The 18,851-nt window shown below is 53.9% G+C and carries 18 protein-coding genes, 1 tRNA gene and 1 other RNA gene; 8 read left to right on the forward strand and 12 right to left on the reverse strand.

All coding sequences use genetic code 11. The features are described 5' to 3' along the window. Positions 1–63: 63 nt before the first annotated feature. The 4 genes from LJ739_RS07135 to hemA form a co-directional block, all read right to left on the reverse strand. Positions 64–1,629, reverse strand: coding sequence for a DUF3369 domain-containing protein (locus tag LJ739_RS07135; protein WP_229158558.1), 1,566 nt, complete (start codon positions 1,627–1,629; stop codon positions 64–66). Positions 1,630–1,705: 76 nt separating this feature from the next. Next, entirely contained in the window at positions 1,706–2,557 is an 852-nt protein-coding gene (gene prmC / locus LJ739_RS07140; protein WP_229158567.1) for a peptide chain release factor N(5)-glutamine methyltransferase, read from the reverse strand. Positions 2,558–2,560: 3 nt separating this feature from the next. Continuing rightward, positions 2,561–3,646 carry a peptide chain release factor 1 gene (gene prfA / locus LJ739_RS07145; protein WP_229158569.1) on the reverse strand — a complete coding sequence of 362 codons (1,086 nt, stop codon included), beginning with the start codon at positions 3,644–3,646 and terminating at the stop codon, positions 2,561–2,563. Positions 3,647–3,710: 64 nt separating this feature from the next. After that, a complete protein-coding gene (gene hemA, locus LJ739_RS07150; RefSeq protein WP_229159471.1) occupies positions 3,711–4,979 on the reverse strand; it encodes a glutamyl-tRNA reductase in 1,269 nt (422 codons plus the stop codon). 132 nt (positions 4,980–5,111) lie between these two features. On the opposite strand from hemA, the gene lolB reads away from it, so the two are divergent. The 5 genes from lolB (at position 5,112) to LJ739_RS07175 (ending at position 8,170) form a co-directional block, all read left to right on the forward strand. Then, positions 5,112–5,714: a lipoprotein insertase outer membrane protein LolB gene (lolB, locus tag LJ739_RS07155; RefSeq protein ID WP_229158577.1), complete on the forward strand. Its 603-nt coding sequence runs from the start codon at positions 5,112–5,114 to the stop codon at positions 5,712–5,714. After that, positions 5,699–6,556 carry a 4-(cytidine 5'-diphospho)-2-C-methyl-D-erythritol kinase gene (ispE, locus tag LJ739_RS07160; RefSeq protein ID WP_229158588.1) on the forward strand — a complete coding sequence of 286 codons (858 nt, stop codon included), beginning with the start codon at positions 5,699–5,701 and terminating at the stop codon, positions 6,554–6,556. Before lolB ends, ispE begins: the two co-directional genes overlap by 16 nt. 47 nt (positions 6,557–6,603) lie before the next feature. Continuing rightward, positions 6,604–6,678 (forward strand) — tRNA-Gln (locus LJ739_RS07165). 34 nt (positions 6,679–6,712) lie between these two features. Then, a complete protein-coding gene (locus tag LJ739_RS07170) occupies positions 6,713–7,660 on the forward strand; it encodes a ribose-phosphate pyrophosphokinase (protein ID WP_229158590.1) in 948 nt (315 codons plus the stop codon). A 141-nt stretch (positions 7,661–7,801) separates the two neighbouring features. Beyond that, entirely contained in the window at positions 7,802–8,170 is a 369-nt protein-coding gene (locus LJ739_RS07175; RefSeq protein WP_229158592.1) for a hypothetical protein, read from the forward strand. 8 nt (positions 8,171–8,178) lie between these two features. On the opposite strand, the gene LJ739_RS07180 is transcribed toward LJ739_RS07175, so the two are convergent. Then, on the reverse strand, positions 8,179–9,417 hold the full coding sequence (locus LJ739_RS07180; protein ID WP_229158594.1) for an NADH:flavin oxidoreductase/NADH oxidase family protein: 1,239 nt from the start codon (positions 9,415–9,417) through the stop codon (positions 8,179–8,181). Positions 9,418–9,480: 63 nt separating this feature from the next. On the opposite strand from LJ739_RS07180, the gene LJ739_RS07185 reads away from it, so the two are divergent. The 3 genes from LJ739_RS07185 to LJ739_RS07195 all read left to right on the forward strand — a co-directional run bounded on the left by LJ739_RS07185 (position 9,481) and on the right by LJ739_RS07195 (position 11,990). Beyond that, on the forward strand, positions 9,481–9,891 hold the full coding sequence (locus LJ739_RS07185) for a MerR family transcriptional regulator (RefSeq protein WP_229158596.1): 411 nt from the start codon (positions 9,481–9,483) through the stop codon (positions 9,889–9,891). Between the two features lie 131 nt (positions 9,892–10,022). After that, positions 10,023–10,383: a transfer-messenger RNA gene (gene ssrA / locus LJ739_RS07190) on the forward strand. A gap of 1,328 nt (positions 10,384–11,711) precedes the next feature. Beyond that, on the forward strand, positions 11,712–11,990 hold the full coding sequence (locus LJ739_RS07195; RefSeq protein WP_229158598.1) for a hypothetical protein: 279 nt from the start codon (positions 11,712–11,714) through the stop codon (positions 11,988–11,990). A gap of 33 nt (positions 11,991–12,023) precedes the next feature. Here the strand turns inward: LJ739_RS07195 and LJ739_RS07200 are convergent, their stop codons facing one another. From LJ739_RS07200 to LJ739_RS07230, 7 genes are read right to left on the reverse strand one after another with little or no spacing between them, the layout of a single operon-like run. After that, complete coding sequence (locus LJ739_RS07200) at positions 12,024–13,112, reverse strand: protein-glutamate methylesterase/protein-glutamine glutaminase (protein ID WP_229158600.1); 1,089 nt, start codon at positions 13,110–13,112, stop codon at positions 12,024–12,026. Continuing rightward, positions 13,112–13,750, reverse strand: coding sequence for a chemoreceptor glutamine deamidase CheD (gene cheD, locus LJ739_RS07205; RefSeq protein ID WP_407646749.1), 639 nt, complete (start codon positions 13,748–13,750; stop codon positions 13,112–13,114). Before cheD ends, LJ739_RS07200 begins: the two co-directional genes overlap by 1 nt. Further along, positions 13,722–14,549 (reverse strand): CheR family methyltransferase, encoded by an 828-nt coding sequence (locus LJ739_RS07210; RefSeq protein ID WP_229158605.1) that lies wholly within the window; start codon positions 14,547–14,549, stop codon positions 13,722–13,724. The genes cheD and LJ739_RS07210 overlap by 29 nt, the downstream gene beginning before the upstream one ends. Further along, positions 14,546–15,058 (reverse strand): STAS domain-containing protein, encoded by a 513-nt coding sequence (locus LJ739_RS07215; RefSeq protein WP_229158607.1) that lies wholly within the window; start codon positions 15,056–15,058, stop codon positions 14,546–14,548. Before LJ739_RS07215 ends, LJ739_RS07210 begins: the two co-directional genes overlap by 4 nt. Continuing rightward, positions 15,030–15,809 (reverse strand): ParA family protein, encoded by a 780-nt coding sequence (locus LJ739_RS07220; RefSeq protein WP_229158609.1) that lies wholly within the window; start codon positions 15,807–15,809, stop codon positions 15,030–15,032. The genes LJ739_RS07215 and LJ739_RS07220 overlap by 29 nt, the downstream gene beginning before the upstream one ends. Further along, complete coding sequence (locus LJ739_RS07225; RefSeq protein WP_229159473.1) at positions 15,797–16,303, reverse strand: chemotaxis protein CheW; 507 nt, start codon at positions 16,301–16,303, stop codon at positions 15,797–15,799. Before LJ739_RS07225 ends, LJ739_RS07220 begins: the two co-directional genes overlap by 13 nt. A gap of 3 nt (positions 16,304–16,306) precedes the next feature. Beyond that, complete coding sequence (locus LJ739_RS07230; protein WP_229158611.1) at positions 16,307–18,841, reverse strand: methyl-accepting chemotaxis protein; 2,535 nt, start codon at positions 18,839–18,841, stop codon at positions 16,307–16,309. Between the last annotated feature and the right edge of the window lie 10 nt (positions 18,842–18,851).

Here is an 18,851-nt window from a genome sequence, read left to right on the forward strand (position 1 = left end):
TTTGTCGCCAAAATCGAGACTTTAACGGCTAAAAAAAGCTAACTGGCTGAGCTAATGTGAGTTTTATTTCAGTGCTGCAGGTTCGCATTCCTGATAACGCTGCTGAATCTCTTCAAAGGCGTCAGACTCACGCAACAGAATGTCCACCAGTGACGGATCGAACTGCTTACCACGCTGGCTACGAAACACATCCAGAACCTTGTCCAACGGCCAGGCTTCTTTGTGGTGTAGTTTACTGCGCAATGCATCGTACACATCGGCAATCGCAGTAATCCGGCTGAAAATATGAATGTCTTCACCTTTTAAGCCCCGGGGGTAGCCATTGCCATCCCAGTGTTCGTGATGATCCCGGGCCACTTTGGCTGCCGCTTTGATGATGGGCCGCTTGGAATCCTTCAGCAGGTTATAGCCGAATTCTGCATGGTTCTGCATCACTTCCCGCTCCGAATCATCGAGGCTGCCGGCTTTGGTAAATATCTTGCTGGGGATCTTGAGTTTGCCGATGTCATGCAGGGGCACAGCCAGTTTGAGCATTTCGACCTGCTCGCGGCTCAGGCCATACGCTTCGGCCAGCAACACGCACATGTCGACCATACGTTGAATGTGCTTGCCGTCACTGAAATGCTTTTCCATTGCCTGCCCCAGACGCACAACAATTTCGCGCTGGGTGTCTTCAATATCTTTGGTCAGCAACACGTTATCAAACGCGATCTGCACATTCTGACTGAACAGTTCAAGCAAGTGCTTGTCCATTGCCGTGAGTTTGCGCGGCAAGCCTGACATATACAGCAGCGAACCATGCGTCGACTTGCCCTGACAATAGGCCACCAGGTATTCATCTTCGTAGACCTGACTGCGCTCCGCCAGCGCCCGGTGACAGGCAGCCAGCTTCTCGCCGGTCACCGCTTCCTGCAACGGGCGACCTTCCAGCTCTGCGTACTCGCCTTTACCGGTAAAGACAAAAAACTCGCGCGGGTTTTCTTCATCAATGGGATGAGGACCGGCCACAGCGGAGGTAATGTAAGCTGCGTCTTTGGTGCCGCCCAGTAGCGACGACAACTGCTGTACGATCCCCTCGATAAAGCCTTCAAGAGAATGAATACTGAACAAATCTGCCGACGCTGAGATGATTTTTTCCAAACCCTGACGGTTTTCCTCAATCACAATGATGTCACGGTAGGAACGCAGGGTGGCGATCACCACGGTAAACAGTTTCTGCGCGGTTAGCTCGGTTTTGGACTTATAGTCATTGATGTCGTAGTTAAGGATAACGTCGCGCTCTGGCGCCTGTCCGGGCTGGCCGGTGCGCAGAATAATGCGGGTAAAGTGATTGTGCAGGGTGTTGCGGACGTATTCGGCCACCTGTAATCCGGCATCATCGGTTTCCATCACCACATCGAGCAGAACGATGGCAATGTCATCGTGGTCTTTAAAGCACTGTTTGGCTTCCGCACCGCTGTAGGCACAGACAAACTCGAGGCGTTTATCCTGGAATGTAAAGTCGCTCAACGCCAGTTTGGTCACCGCGTGAACCTCGGGTTCATCATCGACGATCAGAACCTTCCAGGTTCCCTTTTCTTCCGGGAGCTCTTCTTCCGTGTCTTCTGCAAACAAAAAATCGTCAGACATGCCCTTCTCCACTGTTATCTGGGCTGACTCAACCCCAACGTTGATGTGTACAAAATAGCCCTAACGGACTGGAATATCAACGGTTTTTCTGAGCCATACTGATACGATACAGACCCGCCAGGTCACGTTCGCTGCGACACTTTTCCAGCCCGGCTTGTGCCATCAACGCCTGCACCGCCTGATGCTGTTCAAACCCATGTTCAATCATCAGCCATCCCTGTGGGGCCAGATACTGTGGTGCCTGTTTGCAGATAAGCCGTATATCATCCAGCCCGTCATCCCCGGCCGTGAGTGCTGAGCGTGGCTCAAAGCGCACGTCACCTTGTTGCAGCCAGAGGCTCTGTTCTTCTACATACGGTGGGTTGCTGACAATCAGATCAAAGGCCTGCTGCTCAATCCCATCAAACCAGTGACTGCGCTGCACGGTCACATTGTTGAGCTGATGGCGCGCACGATTGTGCTCGGCCAATGCTACCGCTTCATCAACCACATCCACTGCCACAATTTGCCATTGCGGTCGTTCACTGGCCAGAGCCAATGCAATGGCGCCGGTCCCGGTGCCCAAATCCAGTACCCTGGCATTTTCCGGCACAGGGCACGCCAACGCGGCCTCAACCAGCACTTCGGTGTCGGGGCGAGGGATCAGAGTCGAGGGGTTGACGGTCAGTTCCAGGCTCCAGAACTCTCGTTTGCCAAGTAAGTGAGCCACCGGCGTGCCGGCCTTACGGGATTGGATGCTTGCCTGAAAAGCACGGGCTTGTTGTTCGGACAGGGCTTTGTCCGGCCAGGTGTAGAGATAGGTCTCTGAACAGTCGAGGCAATGACACAGTAACACCCTGGCATCAAGCTTTGCTGATTCACTACCGGCCAGTTCAGCAGTGGCCCAGTCTAGCCACTGCGACAGTGTGCTTAGAGGCGTAAAAGCCATCGATTACTCGTCAGCCAGCGACGCCAGCAAATCGGCCTGGTGTTCTTGACGGATAGGTTCAAGGATGGCGTTCAGATCACCGGCGACAATTTCATCCAAGCGGTACAAGGTCAGGTTGATACGGTGATCGGTGACCCGCCCCTGAGGGTAGTTGTAGGTACGGATACGCTCTGAACGATCGCCACTGGCAACCAGGTTGCGTCGGGTCGAAGTTTCTTCTGCCTGGCGTTTTTCTTCTTCCAGTTGATTCAGACGAGACTGCAACACCGACATCGCTTTGGCGCGGTTTTTGTGCTGTGAACGCTCGTCCTGACACTCCACCACAATACCCGTCGGCATGTGGGTAATACGGATCGCTGAGTCGGTTTTGTTAACGTGCTGCCCACCGGCGCCTGACGCCCGGAAGGTATCAATTTTCAAATCTGCTTTATTGATTTCAATCGCTTCCGACTCAGGAATTTCAGGCATCACCACCACGGTACAGGCCGAGGTATGAATACGCCCCTGGGATTCAGTTTCTGGTACACGCTGAACACGGTGACCACCGGACTCAAATTTCAAAACACCGTAGGCGCCATCCCCCATCACATTGGCGATGACTTCCTTGAAGCCACCGTGCTCCCCTTCATTGGCCGTCACCACTTCAACTCGCCAGCCCTGATTTTCAGCAAACCGGCTATACATACGGAACAGGTCACCGGCAAAAATGGCCGCTTCATCCCCGCCCGCACCGGCACGGATCTCGATAAAACAGTTGTTGTCATCGTTCGGGTCCCGTGGCAACAGTAAGATTTGCAGGTCTGTTTCCAGGCTGTCGATCTGCGCTTTGGCGGCTTTGATTTCTTCCTGTGCCATCTCGCGCATGTCTGCATCATCTTCCTGCAGCATTTCCTGGGCAGATTGCAGATCCGACTGCGCCTGTTGATAGTCGCGAAACGCTTTGACCACATCCTCCAACTGGGCATATTCCTTAGACAACGCACGAAACTTGTCCTGGTTGGCAATGGTGTCCGCATCCCCCAGCAACGCCTGCACTTCCTCGAAGCGTTCTTCCAGGGTTTGTAATTTGCGTACGACAGATTCTTTCATAGGTTTCCTGTTCACAAGAGTTCGGGCCATTGAACACCGCGTTGGCGGTTGGCCAGAGTATAGGCTAATTCTCGGTATTGCTGAGGTCGATCCCAAGGGCGTCGATCAGTAGTGCCAGTTGGGCATCGTCTTGGCTTTCGGCGGCTTGCTTAAGCGCCCTGGTGGGAGCATGCATCAATCTATTTGTGAGCTTGTTGGCCAATTCAACCACAACCTCTTCCGGAGCCTTGCCGTCTGCTAACTGATTTAATGCACGGGTTTGTAACTGTTCACGCAGGGCCAGGTTCTGTTGGCGATATTCCTTCAGCACATCAATATTATGCTGAGCCTGACGCCATTGAACGTAGCTCTGGGCATGCTCCAGTACCAGCTGTTCCGCTTCCTGGGCGGCATTTTGCCGATTCGCCACATTCTTTTCAACGATTTGCTGCAGATCATCCACGGTATACAGATAAGCATCGTCAAGCTCACCCACTTCCCCTTCGATATCGCGGGGAACCGCCAGGTCAACCAGGAAGATAGGCTGATGACGCCGTTGTTTCAGTGCCCGTTCCACCATCCCTTTGCCCAGAATCGGCAACTGGCTGGCGGTGGAGCTGATCACGATGTCAGCTTCATGCAGATGATGAGGTATTTGCGCCAGGGTGATCACATCGCCATTGAACGACGCGGCAATGGCTTCTGCCCGCGCCAGTGTACGATTGGCGACCGTCATTTTGGCCACGCCCTGCTCATTCAGATGACGGGCGACCAGCTCAATGGTTTCCCCCGCGCCAATCAACAGTACGCGGGTTTTACTCAACGACGAGAAAATGTGTTTGGCCAACTGCACAGAAGCAAACGCCACCGACACAGCATTTGCACCAATGTCGGTTTCGCTACGGACCTTTTTCGCCACGGCAAAGGTTTGCTGGAACAGGCGCTCAAAGTCACCACTGATATTGCCGGCATGTTTGGCACTGGTATAGGCCTGCTTTATCTGGCCCAGGATCTGGGGCTCTCCCAGAACCAGCGAGTCCAGTCCACACGCAACCCGCATCAGGTGTTGTACTGCCTGGGTATCGCCATGGCGATAACTGTTGCTGGCCAGTTGTGCGGGGTCGACCTTATGATAGGACGCCAACCAGTGGCTGACCGAGTCGCCGTCAAGCTGGTCACCATGTACATAGATTTCGGTTCGATTGCAGGTCGACAGGATCACCGACTCACGTATTCCCATGTCGGTCTTCAGGGCACTCAGGGCCTCCATGACCTGTTCGGGAGAGAACGCCACTTTTTCTCGCAGCTCGACGGGCGCGGTGTTGTGGTTTATACCAAAGGCGATAAGACTCATGAAATCGGTGTACGGCTGCTCAGTTAACACGGACGGGTATCGGCTGCGCATTGTACGCAAAAGGCAAAACTATTGAAAGCACCAGCGGATGTGTGTTCCCATTAGCGCCATTGAAGTTGACTCGGATTTTCCATGCACGCGTTTCGTCTGGCCATCATCACCCTGGTCATCAATCTGCTCGCGGCCTGTGCACAGCGGCCCCCGCCACAAGTGCTTGATCAGCCACTGCACCAGCAACAATTGGCATCCATCATAAATTGGCAACTAAACGGTCGTCTGGCGTTTAAAAGCCCCGAAGACAAGTTTTCGGCGACCCTGAACTGGCAGCAGCAAAATCAACAGTTTGAACTGGCCCTCACCTCTTTCATTGGCTCAACGCTGATGGAAATGAGCGGTCAGCCTGGCCTTGTCACCCTTGATGTAGACGACCAGCGCTACCTGGATAGCAACGCCAGCGCGCTGTTGCGCCGCATTACCGGCTGGCAGATCCCGGTCAACCAGTTGCCCCAGTGGATCAAGGGCCAGGCGCTGGCCAATGACATGGTGGAATATGACGAATTTGGTCGAATCCAGCGTTTACTGCCGGGTTGCAGCGAGTGTGCCCAATGGGAAATCCGCTACAACGGCTTCCAACGGGTGGGCGAAGTATGGTTACCCGGCGATATTCGTTTGGTTAATCTCGACGATCCCCGCAACAGTATCAAAATACGGGTGAATGAATGGCGGATGCGATGACCTGGTGGCCCAGTCCGGCCAAACTCAACCTGTTTCTGCACATTACCGGTCGTCGCGATGACGGCTATCACACCTTGCAGTCACTGTTCCAACTGCTCAACTACGGCGATCAATTGGCCTTCGAGATCACTGACGATGGCACCATCACACTGCAAAACCCGATTGACGGTGTTGCCAGCGAGGACAACCTCATCTGGCGCGCGGCGCGATTACTGCAGCAGCATTGCGATTGCCGTCACGGCGCCAATATCTACCTGAAAAAAGTGTTACCGATGGGCGGTGGTATTGGTGGCGGTTCGTCGAATGCTGCCACCGTTCTGGTAGCCCTGAATACCCTGTGGAACTGTGGTCTGGATGACGACATGCTGGCAGCGCTGGGATTGCAACTGGGCGCGGATGTACCGATTTTTGTCCGTGGGCATACCGCATTTGCCGAAGGGGTCGGCGAAATCATTACGCCGGTGGAATTACCCCGTAACTACTACCTGGTGGTGTATCCCGGCGTGTCGATTGCCACCGCTGACATCTTTGGTGACCCTGATCTTTGTCGTAGTACAGCCAAGATCCGTACCCAGGACTACCGATTCGAGACCACCCGCAACGATTGTCAGCCGATTGCGCTTAAACGGCATCCCAAAGTTGCAAAAATATTACGTGGGTTGTTAGAATACGCGCCGTCTCGCATGACCGGCACTGGTGCCTGTTTGTTTGGCGTGTTTGAAAACGAAAATGATGCAAATCACGCGCTCAAGGCGCTACCCGAGGGTTGCACCGGGTTTGTGGCATCAGGGGTGAATCGCTCCCCGTTATTGAACACCCGTGATAACGTCACCGGCGCGTAAAACATGATGTAGACTATGCTTAGTGAAGCAGATTGACAGAATTCGGATGGGGTATAGCCAAGCGGTAAGGCAGCGGGTTTTGATCCCGCCATTCGTTGGTTCAAATCCAGCTACCCCAGCCACCTCAACAAACCCAACGCACCGAGGATCATTCTTGTGCCGGACATGAAGCTTTTTGCTGGTAATGCTGTACCAGAACTCGCCCAGAAAGTTGCCGAACGACTTTATACCAAATTAGGCCACGCCAGTGTTGGCCGCTTCAGTGACGGCGAAATCAGCGTCGAAATACATGAAAACGTCCGTGGATCGGACGTTTTTATTATCCAGTCGACCTGTGCTCCTACCAATGACAACCTGATGGAACTGATTGTTATGATTGATGCGCTGCGTCGCGCATCAGCCGGACGTATCACTGCGGTAATCCCTTACTTCGGATATGCCCGTCAGGACCGTCGTGTACGTTCTGCACGTGTGCCCATCACTGCCAAAGTGGTTGCCGACTTCCTGTCCAACGTGGGCGTCGATCGGGTACTGACCATCGATTTGCACGCTGAGCAGATCCAGGGCTTCTTCGATGTACCGGTGGACAATGCCTTCGGCACCCCAATCCTGATGGACGATATGCGTCGTCGTGACTTCGACAACCCAGTCGTGGTTTCACCGGATATCGGTGGTGTGGTTCGTGCACGGGCGATGGCCAAATTGCTCAACGATACTGACCTGGCCATCATCGACAAACGTCGTCCCAAAGCCAACGTCGCACAAGTCATGCACATCATCGGTGACGTGCAGGATCGTGACTGCATCATTGTTGATGACATGATTGATACCGGTGGCACGCTGGGTAAAGCGGCCGAAGCGTTGAAGCAGCACGGTGCGAAAAACGTCTACGCCTATGCGACACACGCCATTTTCTCCGGCAACGCGGCAGAGAACCTGAAAAACTCCGTCATTGATGAGATCATCGTGACCGACAGTATTCCTCTGCGCCCCGAGATCAAAGCCTTGTCCAAGGTCAAGCAGCTGACATTGTCGAACATGCTGGCAGAGGCGATTCGCCGGGTCAGCAATGAGGAATCCATCTCGGCCATGTTCGAGTATTGATCCCCACTGACGGTGTTAACTGAACCGTACCTGAAAGCCGCTGATATTCAGCGGCTTTTTGCTGTTTAGGCCTCGCTTTTTTACCATCACCGTGCTTGAATGCCAGCAACACGTATAAAAAACAGCCTGACAGGAACGAATATGAAGTATGCACTGTTGTTGTCTGTGTTAGCCCTGGTTGCATGCAGCGGTAACACAACCCCACAAGCCGAGTCACAACCCACCCCACCACCGGTTGAAGCCAGCGAGGAGGCAAAAATGATCACCGTAACAGGCACGATTGTGTTCAAAAACCTGGAAGGCGGCTTTATCGGCTTTGATGCCAATAACGGCAAAAAATACATGCCGCGGGGATTAGCAAAAGAGCACCGCAAGCCCGGCCTGGTGCTGGAAATCACGGGTGAAGTACTCGACGTCCTGACTTTTCAACAATACGGTGAAGTACTGAAGGTCAAAGACGTCAAGGTGATTGACGATTCTAAGGTCGGACAACAGTCAAACCACTACTGAGCAGTGATTTAACTCACCTCCGCCTGATATTGCTGACGATAGCGTTTGGTCAGTCGGGCGGAGCGCCATTGATCCATCAGCAACGTTAAAAACGCAGAAGCCCCTTTGTGCGGACGTTTACCCAGCCCTAATCGGCGCAATGCGCGTTTCACCAGTGCCATGGTCGCCAGACCGCTCATCGTTTTGTCTTTCCAGCCCACCCGAGGGATGAATCCTTCGATGTCGTCGCCCTGCTGCCAACGGGCCGGCAAATCCGGGGTCATGGCCAGCGCACTGGCCATGCCTGCCATCACCACACCCTGACCAATCACGGCTTCGGCGGTGGTTTTGCGGCTGATCCCGCCAGTGGTCATCACCGGCAACGTCGTAGCAGCAGCGATCTGCTCGGCAAATTCCAGGAAATACGCTTCGCGGGCCAATGTGCGTTTGTCGGCAGTACGCCCCTGCATGGCTGGCGCTTCGTAGCTACCGCCGGACAATTCAATCAAATCGACGCCTTGTGTTTCGAGCAGTTTAACCACCGCCAGCGCATCATCAACATCAAACCCGCCGCGCTGGAAATCAGCCGAATTAAGCTTCACCGTGACGGCGAAATCTGCCCTCACAACGCTGCGGATCCCGGCAACAATGCGCAGTAGCAAACGTGCACGGTTTTCCAGACTGCCACCCCATTGATCGCTGCGCTTATTGGTCAGTGGCGACAAAAACTGCGCCAGCAAATAGCCGTGCGCGGCATGAACCTGAACACCATCGAAACCCGCCTGCTGCGCACGCTGGGCGGTGGTCACAAACCGTTCTATCACTTCTTCAATGTCGGCCTCGGTCATCGGCTTGGGTTGGGTAAACATGCCCGAATGCTTGCCCATGTTCAGGGCCACATCTGAAGGCGACCACACCCGGCCGCCCATCCGTTTGAACACCTGACGACCCGGATGGTTGATTTGCATCCACGCACGGGTGCCCTGCTGACGGGCGTGCTCGGCCCAGGCTTTAAACGGTTCAATGGGTGTGTCTTTTTCCAGCGCCACGCCGCCGGGGCCGGTCATGGCGAGGTGATCGACCATCACATTGCCGGTGATAATGGTGCCCACCCCACCCTTCGCCCAGGCATCGTACAGGGTAAACAATGCTTGTCCGGGCAATTGCTGGCGTTCAGCCATGTTTTCTTCCATCGCGGCTTTGACCAGACGGTTTTTCACCGTCTGACCGCACGGCAAGGTATAGGTAGTAAAGAGTGGTGATGACATAAACACCTCTTGTTTGTAGGAATGGATTGCACTATAACCTTAAAGTCAACTTTAAGGTCAAGCATGATGAAAATCGGACAACTCGCGGAACAAAGTGGTGTACCGGCCAGCACCATTCGTTATTACGAAAAACAAGGCCTGATGCCCGCCACTAAGCGGGGCGCCAATGGCTATCGCAGCTACGACCAGAGCGCGCTGGACAGATTGCAACTGATCCGTTTCAGCCAGAACCTGGGCTTTTCGCTGCACGAAATGCCACGCCTGATGGATACCGGTGATGGCGTCGATCATGAGCGGGTCATGGCCCGCCTGGAGGAAAAACAACAGGAACTGGCCACCCTGATTAGTCAGCTACAACACAAGCACCATCATATGCAGGCATTGATCCAGCAACTCAAGGATGTCTGGCAGCAGGGCCAGTGTATGCAGCCTGAACAAGTGGGTGAATTGCTGCAAAAAATGCAGTCACAGTGAACTTATTCTCCCCCTGCACGTCTTAGTAATGCTCAGAGTTTGAGCAAACAGCGCAAGAGCCCCACTTGCCCACTCGCACAGTCGGTAAAGTGTGGTAAACTGCCAGCGTACTTTAACGTACCCAGTTTCCTGGGGCTGATTTTGGATTCGACAGGATTCTTGAAGCCTGAGGTGCATGCAGAGGAGCGGTTGGCCTCTTTAAAAAGCCGCACTTAAATAGTCGCAAACGACGAAAACTACGCACTAGCCGCTTAATACCCGGCATAGGCCCTTCCACTTCAGCCGTTGTCTGCTCGTGAAGGTTCGGAAGGTCATACTAGTAGACTAGCGAGGGAAACTTGTCTGAGGTTGAACCGCGAAATAGTATCAGGCCAGCTACAAGGAAATCCTGTTTGTCGGAGTTCCAAGTAGTTAAATAGAAGACAAACTAAGCATGTAGTACCAACGGTAGACGCTTTCTGGACGCGGGTTCGAGTCCCGCCAGCTCCACCAATAACAAACCCTGTGCCGCAAGGCATGGGGTTTTTTATTGGTTGCAGTTTGAGAACGAGAACCCGCAGGGTTCGACCACATTGTCCGGAACAATGTGGAACATCGTCGCAACGCGGCGATGGCCCGAAGGGCGAAATACAGGGAAGTATTTCGTAATCCCGCCAGCTCCACCAAATAAATAAGCCACCCATCGGGTGGCTTTTTTATTTGTGTGGAATTTAGACGAGAACCCGCAGGGGTGAGACTCCGGTCTTCGTAGAAGATTTTGGGTGACTTAACGTCACCCAAAAAGGACTCGAACGCCAGCACAGGAGGTGCTGGCTGGCTCACGGCCACATGGATGTGTTATTACTCTCTGTTTCAGAATTTCATAAATTTAGGACCACCCATCGGTGGTGAACGACGTGCCGTAGATGGCGCGGCTGGTAGACTGGAACAAGGACGTTTTCGTGCTACCAGGAAGTCAAAGCCGAGCAATCCCGCCAGCGGCTTGCCAAAGGCAAGCTTGGGTGTATGGGCGCCGCATACTGACCATCGGGTGGCTTCTTTATTTGTGTGGAATTTAGACGAGAACCCGCAGGGGTGAGACTCCGGTCTTCGTAGAAGATTTTGGGTGACTTAACGTCACCCAAAAAGGACTCGAACGCCAGCACAGGAGGTGCTGGCTGGCTCACGGCCACATAGATGTGTTATTACTCTCTGTTTCAGAATTTCATAAATTTAGGACCACCCATCGGTGGTGAACGACGTGCCGTAGATGGCGCGGCTGGTAGACTGGAACAAGGACGTTTTCGTGCTACCAGGAAGTCAAAGCCGAGCAATCCCGCCAGCGGCTTGCCAAAGGCAAGCTTGGGTGTATGGGCGCCGCATACTGACCATCGGGTGGCTTTTTTATTTGTGTGGAATTTAGACGAGAACCCGCAGGGGTGAGACTCCGGTCTTCGTAGAAGATTTTGGGTGACTTAACGTCACCCGACAAGGACTCGAACGCCAGCACAGGACGTGCTGGCTGGCTCACGGCCACATGGATGTGTTGTTACTCTCTGTTTCAGAATTTCATAAATTTAGGACCACCCATCGGTGGTGAACGACGCGCCTTGGATGGCGCAGCTGGCAGACTGGAACAAGGACGTGTTCTTGTAACCTGGCAGCCCGAGCCGAGCAGTCAGCTCCACATTTAAGCAAAAACCATTTCACTCCCCAACCCCCTCCCAAAGCACAGAATTACCGCTTTCGGTCAATATAATTACCAAAAATTATACTTTTGACTAAACTTTATTCAGCGACCGGCCGTATACAGCTATGTTACACGTCGTGGAGCGAGGATCATGATTGTAAAATTCAGTAATCAGAATGTGTTACAACGTCGTCTCACCGTACCGTCCGAGGGGCAGTACAACCGCTGGCGCTTTATCAAATTTGTGCTGGCGTTTCTGGTGATGATCACCGGCGTCTCCAGCACCGTTGTTGCCCTGTTCGGCTTGGCCGATGGCTTTGACCGTATTGCAGTGGCCTCTGCCATTGTTGGGGTTGCGCTGTACTGGTTAGGCCGGCTCGAAATTCGACAACTGGATCGCGACAGCGACGAACATTCGACCATTGACTGAGACGTCACCATACGAGCCCTCAGATCAGAGGGCTCAATGGCTGCTCACAAAGAAGTGCTCCAGCGCACGTGATAACTGCAGCAGCGGTTGAACATGCTCTGGTGGCACCGCGCCCATTTTAACCGCACTGCCCGGCATGCCCCACACCACACTGGTTGCTTCATCCTGCGCATAGGTCAGGGCGCGGTTTTCACGCATGGTAAGCAACCCCGCGGCACCGTCCTTACCCATACCGGTCAGAATGATCCCGGCAGCCTGCTTACCACAGGCACGAGAAACGGAATCAAACAGCACGTCAACACTGGGCCGGTGACGACTGACCGGGGGATCATCCTGTATATGGATTTCAAGGCCTCCGGGTTTTCGCAGCACTTCCATATGACGACCACCGGGGGCCACATACGCCATGCCCTGATACACCTTCTCGCCATCAGTGGCTTCTTTCACCGTTATCGGCAACAGTCCATTCAGCCGGTTAGCAAATGAAGCGGTGAAGCCGGCGGGTAAATGCAAGGTTATCAATAACGCCTCAACACCACTGAACCGCACCCCTTTGAGCATACTGGTTACCGCCTCAAGGCCCCCCGTCGAGCCACCAATCGCACAGATTTTACGTGCCAGTGTTTGCCGCACAGGCTTCTCAGATGGCGGCGAAACGACGGGTGTCGATGCAGCTGGCTGGGCACTCAGGCGCTGCTGGACGGCGCTGAGTGTTGCACCGGACACCCGGGCGGCCTGCAACACCTTTTCCGTGATCACCTCCCGGTAATGGTCAATGTTGCGGTCCAGATCATGGGGCTTTTCAACAAAATCCACCGCGCCAAGCTCCAGCGCCTGGAGGGTAACTCCGGAGCCCGCGGAGGTCAGGGTTGAAATCATTACCACCGGTGTAGGCCTTAAGCGCATCAGGTTGCGCAGAAAAGTGATGCCGTTCATGCGTGGCATTTCAACGTCGAGCGTAATGACATCAGGCTCGGTTTGCTTGATCACATCGCGAGCTTCATGGGGATCTTCAGCAATACCCACCACGGTTAATTGCGGATGGCTGTCCAACAGGTCCCGTAACACGGTCTGGATCAGTTTCGAGTCATCAACGATGACAACGCGGTAGACTTTGCTCATCAGTCAAACAACTCTACATCACCCGGCTTGACGACCGGTGTGGCCAGTTTCGCCCGATAGCTGACCTCACGCTGAGTGATGGTATCGTTATGCATGTGCTCAAGCTTTTTCATCAACACCTGACCGGTCTGAGGAAAGAACTTCACCTTGCGGGGATACTTGTCACCCAAATCCGAGCTGATCAGACGAAACCCTTCCAGGGTTAAAAACTTGTGTAAAAAAGCGATATTGCTTTTACCGATGTCGGTCATGATCCTGATCACCTGGGCGCCGCCAAAGGCTTTAAACTTCAGGTTTTCCCGTTTGGCACCCACCTTGTACATATCGTTGAGCATCCGCTCCATCGCCACATCACCGTAACGAAACGACTCACTCTGCAAATCGGCCCCTTTGCCACCGGGTAGCATGAAATGATTCATGCCGCCCACACCGGCTTTCAAATCATAAACGCACACAGAGATGCATGAACCCAACACCGTAGAGATGCATTCATCATTTCTGGTCACATAGTATTCACCCGGTAAGATCTTGGCAGAAACGTAGTGTCCGTGCCGATCCCAGAACCGGTTAATGTGCACAAACTGGGGCAAACACTCATTAACACCCACGTTAGCCCTCCTCTCGCTTGCGATAGACATTTTTACCAATATTCTCAAACCGCGTATTGGCCTGCTGCAACGACTCTGAGTGGCCCAGCATCAGGATCCCCCTGGGCAACAAACAATCGGCAAATTGATTAATGATGCGTTGTTTTTGCGGTCCGTCGAAGTAGATCAGAACATTACGGCAAAAGATAAACTGGTACTGAGGTTTGGCTTGCCACGGATGGATCAGGTTGAGTTGTTTAAACGTGATCAGCTGCCGATAGGCCTTCTTGACCCGACAAAAGCCTTCCCGACTGCCGGTGCCTTTTTCAAAGAATTTGCGTTTCACGGCGGTGTCATACATCGCAATGTCTTCCAGTTTATAAATCCCCTGGCTCGCTCGCTCCAGCACATCGGTGTCAAGATCGGTGGCAGTGATCGACAGTGGCAATCTGCGCCGTTGGCAGATGTCCCAGGCATTTACGATGATACTGTAGGGCTCTTGCCCGGAACTGCACCCCGCAGACCATATCGCCACGCTCTGGCTTGGCAGTTCAGACAACGCCTGTTTCAAAAACGCAAAGTGGTGAGGCTCCCGTTCAAACGCAGTAACGTTGGTCGTGATGGCATTGATAAACGCTTTGAACTCACCCGTATCTGACCCAACAAGGCGTACATAGTCATCAAAACTGGTTATCTTCAGCGCCCGCAACCGTTTCGCCAGACGGGCGTAAAACATCTCGTACTTATCATCCGATACCTGAATACCGGAATACTCATTCGCTTTGGCACGCAGCGCATTGAAGTGCCGCCGGGTAAAATCATATTCCCGAAGCCGTTCGGTACCGGTCATCCGTCAGCCTCTTCAACGCACGCAAGCCAGGGTTCACCGCCAAGCATCCGCAGTTGTTCCCGCAGCGCCCCCTGCACCCCAAAAACGCGGCATGTGCTACCTTGTTCATCAATCCATTTCTGCAGCGCAACCAACCACTGAAAACCGCTGGAATCGATGCTGGTTACCTCACGCATATCGACTTTCAGGTCGCCATTGTGGTGGGATAAGTAGGCCTGCCAGTCGCGATGCACAGCCTCAATCACCGGCACCGTCAGCGTTGGGGGCAATGACGGTTGCGCCATTTGTGCTCCGGCGTCGTCATTGGACAGCTCTGCTTGAGGCGCCTCGTTGGTCAATTCGTCCGGTGGTGACGGGCCGACTTCATCACCACTGTCGGCGTCTGCCACCACGGAAGCTTGTGTCTCAGCCGGCTCATCTCCTCCTTGCTCGTCGGGCGCATCCAGCCACTCAAGAGGATCATGCCCCAACCGATCCTGCTCAGGCACATCGCGCTTGTTCTTGCTCATCGGCCTCCTCCTGTACCTGCAACATGGTTTTTGCCAGCCGTCGAAAGACGTCACAACTCTGGCTCTTGGGAGCATAACCAAACACTGACTGGCCATGCCCGGGGCATTCCGCTAATACGGCCCTTTCCTGCACCACCAGCGGCAATAATCGCTCCCCCAGATAGTGCTGAAGCCGGGTCCGTGCCTGACGGCATATTTTGCGCGACTGGTATCGGTTGATCACCACCCACTTGCGTTCAAAGCGCCCCAGCACGCGCTCATAGCGCTGTAACTGCTTTAACATTGCCGACAGACCACTTAAGCCCAAATAATCGGCCGTTACCGGCACCAGCAGCTCGGTGGATGCCGCAATACCGTTAACCACCAGAAAACCGTTCGACGGCGGGCAATCAATCATTACAATATCGAACTCACCGCTGAGGGGCTGAAGAAGGCTTTTAAGTCGCAATCCTCTGCCCTTTTTCATCTGCACCGACTCAAGACGGAACAAATGCTGACCCGCAGCCACCAGTTGCAAGCCGTTTTCAACCTCGATACAGGCCTCTGATAACGTACAATCCCCTTGCAATGCGCTGTCCAGTGACAGCGTCGGCGGGTCAAAAATCCCCAGGGACTGACTCAGGTGAGCCTGAGGGTCAAGATCTATGGCCAACACCCGCAGGCCCTTGGCCCGAAAGGCCGCGGCCAGGTTGACACATACCGTGGTCTTGCCCACACCCCCCTTCTGATTAACACAGCCTATGATCCGCATAGCGGCTCATCGGTCAGACTGGCCAGCGTTGAACGCACGTCACTGACATTGGAAATCCGTAACAGCGCCGGTACATCAAGCAGCACCATCAGTTGATCGTCGACTTTGTACAAACCTGCAACCATTTGCTGAGGAAGCTGTTCCAGCACCGGCGCGGGCCGGATAGATTGTTGCTTAATGCTGGCAACATCACTGACGGAATCCACCACCAACCCGACCAGGAAATCCCGCTCGCCCTGAGGCGCATTGACCACCACCACCACGGTTTTATCAGTTAGCGGCGGCTGCTTGCCATGGAACAAAATGCGCAAATCCAGTACCGGCACCATCTGATCCCTGAAATCAATGATCCCTATCCACTGGGCAGGCGAGTCAGGCAGTTTGCGCAGCCCGGTCAAGACCCGGATTTCCTGCACCCGCGTAATGTGAATGCCGAAAATATCCTGCCCTACGGACACATTCAGGATCTGGATGTGTTCACTGTGTTCCTGCATCACTCAGAACTCTTCCCATTCTTCGTCATTGTTCATGTCCACACCGGCCTTTTTCGTCGCTGGCGGCGCCGCGGGCTTGGGTGTGGTGGCAGGTTGCCGGCTGACCACTTTGGGCTTGGCCGCTACCGGAGCCACCGCTGGTGCACTCGTCTGCCCTTCTTCCACCGTAAAAAACGCAATCCGGTCGACCATCTCATCCACCTGCTGCACAGAAGACTGGCTGGCCGCGGATGCCTGCTCTGCCAACGCCGCATTCTGCTGGGTGATGTCGTCAAGCTCAGCAACTGCCTGGTTAACCTGGCCGATGCCACTGGCCTGTTCATTGGTGGCATTGGCGATATCAGCAATCAGGGCAGATAGTTGATCAACATTGGTGAGAATATCCCGCAATGATTCACCGCAACGATTAACCAAATCACTACCGGCACCCACTTTCACCGAACTGTCGTCAATCAGGCCTTTGATCTCACGGGCTGATGTGGCCGAGCGCTGGGCCAGGTTACGCACTTCATTGGCCACCACTGCGAAGCCCCGTCCCTGTTCACCCGCACGGGCAGCCTCGACTGATGCGTTCAGTGCCAACAGGTTCGTTTGGAAAGCAATTTCGTCGATTACGCCGATAATGGCGCTGATCTTGTTGGAACTTTCAGTGATCTCCCCCATCGCCTGAACCGCTTCAGTGACAATCAATTCCCCTTGATTGGCCTGCTGACGGGCTTTCTCAGCAGCAGAATTCGCGGTGGTTGCATTATCGGCGGTACTGCGCACATTGCCAGTCAGTTGCTCCAGACTTGCCGCCGTTTCTTCCAGGTTGGAGGCCTGTTTCTCGGTACGTTCAGACAATTGATCATTACCCAGTGACAACTCATGATTGGCTGAACGAATCGAATCTGCACTGGTTTTAATACTGCCAATCACACTGCTCAGGTGCTGGGTTGTGTTGTTCAGTGCGGTTTTAACATCGCCGAACATGCCCTGGTAATCATTGGTGATGGTCACCCGCATGTCACCCTGGGCAACTTGCTGTAGCGCGTCATTGATATCACGCACGAAGGCATTAACCGTTTGCGAAAGCTCATTAAGGCCATTCGACACATTGAGGAAGAAGCCTTCTTTGTTGTCTGTTCGGATCAGCGCACCCAACTGGCCCTGACTGACACTGGACACCAGCTTCTGAACTTCAGACTCGGTTTCATGTTGCGCGGTGACATCCGCCCATTCCACCACGGTGCCGAGCCGTTGATTGTCTTCATCAACCACCGGCGTCGCAATCAGCGTGAAACGACGCTGACCGACCTGGATTTGGGTGCGGTAAGGCCGCTCCAGTTTGGCCAGCATGCCACGCTGATGAGACGGGTCTTTGTGGAATTTGTCGATGTTCTCACCGATTAAGCGATCGGGATCAAACTGTGGCAGCTCTTTGCGTAAATCATTCGCAGCGGCGCGCAGCATGGTTTGTACCGCTTCATTCATGTACACGATATCGAGATCACCGTCAGCCACCATCACATTGGTGGTGACACTGTCCAGTGCCGCTCTGATGCGGGCATTCTCCTTAGCCTGGTGCTCCGCCGCACGCTGCTGCGTCACGTCTTCCCACTCCAGCGTGGTGCCCAGACGATTGCCCTCTTCATCCACCACCGGATTGGCCGTCAGCGCAAAATGAATATTGCCAACCTGGATCTGGGTGCGGTAAGTGTCCTTTAACGCCGTGAGTAATTTGCGTTGATGACTGGGATCTTTGTGGAAGATATCGATGTTTTTACCAATCAGATTTTCCGGATCGAAATCATCGCGGATCAAACGGAAGGTCGACAGGTTGTCGCGCATCATGTCGCGCATACTTTCATTAAAGTAAATGATGTTGCAGTCATTGTCGGCCAGCATGACGTTGGTACTGACATTGTCGAGCGCCACCTTCATGCGGGCGTTTTCTTGTGCCTGGATTTTTTGCTGACGCTGTAACGTCAAATCGTGCCATTCCACCATGGTGCCTTCTCGCTGGCCCTGTCCATCAAACAACGGGGTAACCACCAGACCGAAGGCCAACCCGGCCACTTCAATCTCTGCACGGTACACATCCCTGAGTTCACTGATCAGGCGGCGTTGGTGAGACGGGTTAACGTGAAACACATCGATATTGGTGCCAATCAGGGTGGCGGTATTGAACTCTGGCAAGCTCTGACGCAAAGCAGTCTCGTGGGATTTCAACATGGTCAGCAGCGAGGCATTGACCGATTGAATACGCAAATCATTGTCCGCCACCATCACATTCGTGGTCAGGCTGGCAAAGGACCGCTCGATGCGGCCTTTATCCGCTTCCAGTTGCGCCAGTTTCCTTTGCCAGTCTTCGCCATCGGCGCTGCGGGCAGCAAATTGTTGTCGCAACCCCCAGCCCATCAGGATAGCCGTTAGCAGGTGGGCGGCCACGGCGATGATCACCATCGGATCGTGCTGCCACTGGCCAGCGGTTATCGCTGCGCTGACAACCACCAGCACCGCAGCAATAACGTAGTACATCGAGACATTGTGTTTCATGTTCTTCCCC

Source organism: Fluctibacter halophilus, from assembly GCF_020687825.1.
GTDB lineage: Bacteria > Pseudomonadota > Gammaproteobacteria > Enterobacterales > Alteromonadaceae > Fluctibacter > Fluctibacter halophilus.